Raw genomic sequence first — 3,312 nt, forward strand, 5'->3', positions numbered from 1 at the left:
GTCGTGTGCTGGGCGTCGCCGCGTTCGCCGGGCTGTTCGGCATGGAGGGACTCGCCTACGCCTGGGGTCACCACTACGCCGCCCAGGCCTGGGCGTGCCTCGCGGTGTTCGTCGCGATCCCGTTGCTCATGCCGCGCACCTGGGCGGAGCGGGGCGCGGCCCTGGCCGCCGCGATCCCGTGCGCCTTTGTGGCCTACGCGGTCGTCGAACTGCCCCTGCGGTCGGTCTCCGGGTGACGCTCCTCACCGAGCACCACGAGGTCGCCGACCTGGCGGTGACCGTGAATCCCCGCCGAGGGAGGATGGACCCGCTCTCCGCTACGACGTGTCCCGTCAGGGCTCGATCAGGCCCGCTCTGATGGCGTAGCGGGTCAGTTCCAGGCGGTCGCGCAGGCCCAGTTTGTGCAGCAGGTTGGCCCGGTGGCGGTGGACGGTCTTGATGCTGATGAAGAGGATCTCGGCGATGTCCTTGGACGAGTGGCCCTCGGCGACCAGTTTGAGTACCTCCTCCTCGCGCGGGGTGAGCAGTTGGTCGGGGTTCTCCTCGCCGTGCCGGACCCGGTCGAGGTAGCTGCGGATCAGGGCGGTGACCGCGCCGGGGTAGAGGAACGGCTCGTTGCGCATCGCGGCCCGGCAGGCGGCGACCAGATCGCGGTCGGCGACCGACTTCAGCACATAGCCGCAGGCACCGGCCCTGAGCGCCTGGAACAGGTACTGCTCGTTGTCGTGCATGGTCAGCATCAGAATCCGCAGGCCCGGCTTGAGCGCCGCCAGTTCGCGGGTGGCCTGCAGACCGGTCAGGCGTGGCATGGTGATGTCCATGACGGCCAGGTCGATGTCATGGCCGCGTGCCGCCTCGATGGCCTCCGCGCCGTCCCCGGCCTCGGCGACGACCCGCAGGTCCGGTTCCCGGTCCAGGATCAGGCGCACACCACGCCGTACGAGGGCGTGGTCATCGGCGAGCAGGATGCGGATCGCCCGCGCGGTGCCGGCGGCGGGCGCCCGCACCGCGCCGGGTTCGGGAGGCTGGGCCGGGTCGGTCATGGGCGGACTTCCTCAGGGAGTAGGGCCGCGCTGCTCGATGTGTGCCGCGGGGCGGGGACCGTGAGCCGGACGCGGGTGCCGGAGCCCGGCTCGGAAGTGAGGCGCAGGGTGGCCTCCGCGAGCAGCGCCCGTTCGCGCATGCCCCGGATTCCGGCTCCCTCGCAGGCGGCTTCGATGCCCCGGCCGTCGTCGGCGATCTCCAGTTCCACCGAGTCACCGGCGCGGCGCAGACTCACCTCGACGCTGCTCGCCTCGGCGTGCCGGGCCGCGTTCGTCAGGCTCTCCTGTGTCACCCGGTACAGCACGAGCTCGGTCTCCGGGGCGAGCGCGGGCAGGTCGGTGTCGAAGCGGCGCGCCACGTACAGGCCGGTGTGGGTGGCGAAGTCCTGGGTGAGCGAGGTCAGCGCGCTGATGAGCCCGAGGTCGTCCAGGACGCCGGGGCGCAGACGGCGCACCAGGCGGCGGACTTCGTCCAGACCCTCCCGGGTGATCTCCTGCGCCTGGTGCAGTTCCCCGCGCAGCGGCTCCTCGGCGTCGTCGGCGGCCCGCTTCAGCACCAGCAGGATCGCGGTCATGCTCTGGCCGACCTCGTCGTGCAGTTCCTGGGCGATGCGGCGCCGTTCGCCCTCCTGGGCGAGGAGCGCCCGCGCGCTGGAGGTGGCGCGCTCGTGTTCGAGCCGGTCGAGCATGGCGTTGAACGTACGGATCAGTTCGGTCACCTCGCCACCGGCGCCGCCACCGGGCACGGGCAGCCGCTGCCCGGGACGCAGCAGGTCCACGGTGGTCATCAGCTTCGTCAGCCGGCCCAGCGGGGCCAGACCCCAGCGCAGCAGGGCGGCGTTGGCGACCAGCATCACGGCGAGACCGCCGACCAGGATGACCGCCTCGGTCAGCAGGACGGGCACGGAGACGGTCACCGGCGCCCACAGCAGCATCGCCGTCGCGGCGCCAAGGACCAGGGCGTTGAGCCCGAAGATCCGCCCGAACAGTGACACCGGAACGCCTCCTCCGCGGCCTGCGCGGCCCTCGTAACCCTCGCCGCCTTCGCAGCCTTCGATTCTTGTCTCTTCCGGGGTGCCTCGCCTTGCAGTTCGCGTGCGGTGACGGGGACGTGGCCACCATATCCGAGGCATTCGGCGGTCCTGCGCCGTCGTGTCACACCGTCACGCGTGGGTACCGCGACCCCCGGTGAATGGGGCCTGCGCCCGATGGGATCGTGCCGTGCCGACGAGCAGAGTCGAAGACGACTCCCCATGTGAAAGGGCCGCACTCCATGACCACCCTCGACACCTCCTCCACCGGCCCCCGTCCGGGCCGGCTCACCGCCCACGACGCGCGTCAGCGCCTCGAACACGCCCGCAGCAGCCGCCTGGCCCAGTTGCGGGCCCTCGGCGAGACCGGGCAGAGCTCGCCCGACCCCCTGATGTCCGCGCAGGCCGAGGCGATCGGGCGGGTCCTGAAGGAGATCGACGAGGCGTTCGGCCGTATCGACGACGGTTCCTACGGCGACTGCCTCGGCTGCGTCAAGCCCGTCCCCGCCGAGCGCCTGGAGATCCTGCCCTACACGCGGTACTGCGTCACCTGCCAGCGCCGCGCCGCCGTCTGACGCCGGCGGTCCGCCGCAAGCGTCCCCGTCTCGTTCCCGCCCTGTGTGAGGGGTGAAGTGGTGAACCATCAGACCGTCGGCGGCCACGCCGCACACCCGCTGCCCGAGGAGCTGTCCCTGCTGCCCGAGGAGCTCGCCGCGCTCCGCGAGAACCTGCGCGAACAGCTCCTGTTCCGCAGGGAACAGCTGCGGAGGATCGACGCCGTGCCGCGCGCCGACGGCCGCTGCTCCGTGGCCCGGGCCGAGGTGCAGGACAAGCTCGCCGCCTCCGCGCGCATGGTCCTCACCGACGTCCAGGCCGCGCTGCGGCGCATCGCCGAGGGCCGCTACGGCGTCTGCCAGCGGTGCCGCCGCCCGGTGGAACGCGACCGCCTGGCGATCGTGCCGCAGGCCCGCTACTGCGGAGGCTGCCAGCACGTACGGGAGGTGCGGCGATGACGCTCCTGCGCCGTGTCCGCCCCGCCCGTCTCTCCGGGCACCGGCCGTGGCCGCTGTGCGGGCAGTGCTGCGGCATCGCCCTCGACCTGGGCAGTGCCCGCACCCGTGCCTGGATCGCGGGCCGCAGGATGATCCTCGACGTGCCCACGATCACCTTCCCCGGCGCCGGGGCGGCCTACCCGATCCAGCGGGGCACGATCGTGGACGTGCCCGGGACCTCCCGCA

Annotated in this window: 5 protein-coding genes and 1 pseudogene; 4 read left to right on the forward strand and 2 right to left on the reverse strand. The window is 72.4% G+C overall.

The window, feature by feature from the left end; translation table 11 throughout:
- A partial coding sequence (locus AB8Z36_RS33910) for a DUF6518 family protein (RefSeq protein WP_369217228.1) occupies positions 1-236 on the forward strand: 236 nt, incomplete at its 5' end.
- 96 nt (positions 237-332) lie between these two features.
- Here the strand turns inward: AB8Z36_RS33910 and AB8Z36_RS33915 are convergent.
- Together AB8Z36_RS33915 and AB8Z36_RS33920 are read right to left on the reverse strand one after the other, a co-directional pair.
- A complete protein-coding gene (locus tag AB8Z36_RS33915; protein WP_369217229.1) occupies positions 333-1,043 on the reverse strand; it encodes a response regulator in 711 nt (236 codons plus the stop codon).
- Positions 1,040-2,038 (reverse strand): HAMP domain-containing sensor histidine kinase, encoded by a 999-nt coding sequence (locus AB8Z36_RS33920; RefSeq protein ID WP_369217230.1) that lies wholly within the window; start codon positions 2,036-2,038, stop codon positions 1,040-1,042. The genes AB8Z36_RS33915 and AB8Z36_RS33920 overlap by 4 nt, the downstream gene beginning before the upstream one ends.
- 278 nt (positions 2,039-2,316) lie before the next feature.
- On the opposite strand from AB8Z36_RS33920, the gene AB8Z36_RS33925 reads away from it, so the two are divergent.
- The 3 genes and pseudogenes from AB8Z36_RS33925 to AB8Z36_RS33935 all read left to right on the forward strand — a co-directional run.
- Positions 2,317-2,649, forward strand: a complete 333-nt coding sequence (locus tag AB8Z36_RS33925) for a TraR/DksA family transcriptional regulator (RefSeq protein ID WP_369217231.1) — start codon at positions 2,317-2,319, stop codon at positions 2,647-2,649.
- 57 nt (positions 2,650-2,706) lie between these two features.
- Complete coding sequence (locus AB8Z36_RS33930) at positions 2,707-3,087, forward strand: TraR/DksA family transcriptional regulator (RefSeq protein ID WP_369217232.1); 381 nt, start codon at positions 2,707-2,709, stop codon at positions 3,085-3,087.
- A pseudogene (locus tag AB8Z36_RS33935) lies at positions 3,084-3,312 on the forward strand (hypothetical protein); the annotation flags it as partial. The gene AB8Z36_RS33930 and the pseudogene AB8Z36_RS33935, both read left to right, overlap by 4 nt.

This window comes from Streptomyces flavofungini, assembly GCF_041028215.1.
GTDB classification, from domain to species: Bacteria; Actinomycetota; Actinomycetes; order Streptomycetales; family Streptomycetaceae; genus Streptomyces; species Streptomyces flavofungini_B.

Bases quoted from the DNA above. Each gene is read 5' to 3' on its own strand.
- AB8Z36_RS33915 (WP_369217229.1), bottom strand. From the start codon at position 1,043: ATGACCGACCCGGCCCAGCCTCCCGAACCCGGCGCGGTGCGGGCGCCC.
- AB8Z36_RS33925 (WP_369217231.1), top strand. From the start codon at position 2,317: ATGACCACCCTCGACACCTCCTCCACCGGCCCCCGTCCGGGCCGGCTC.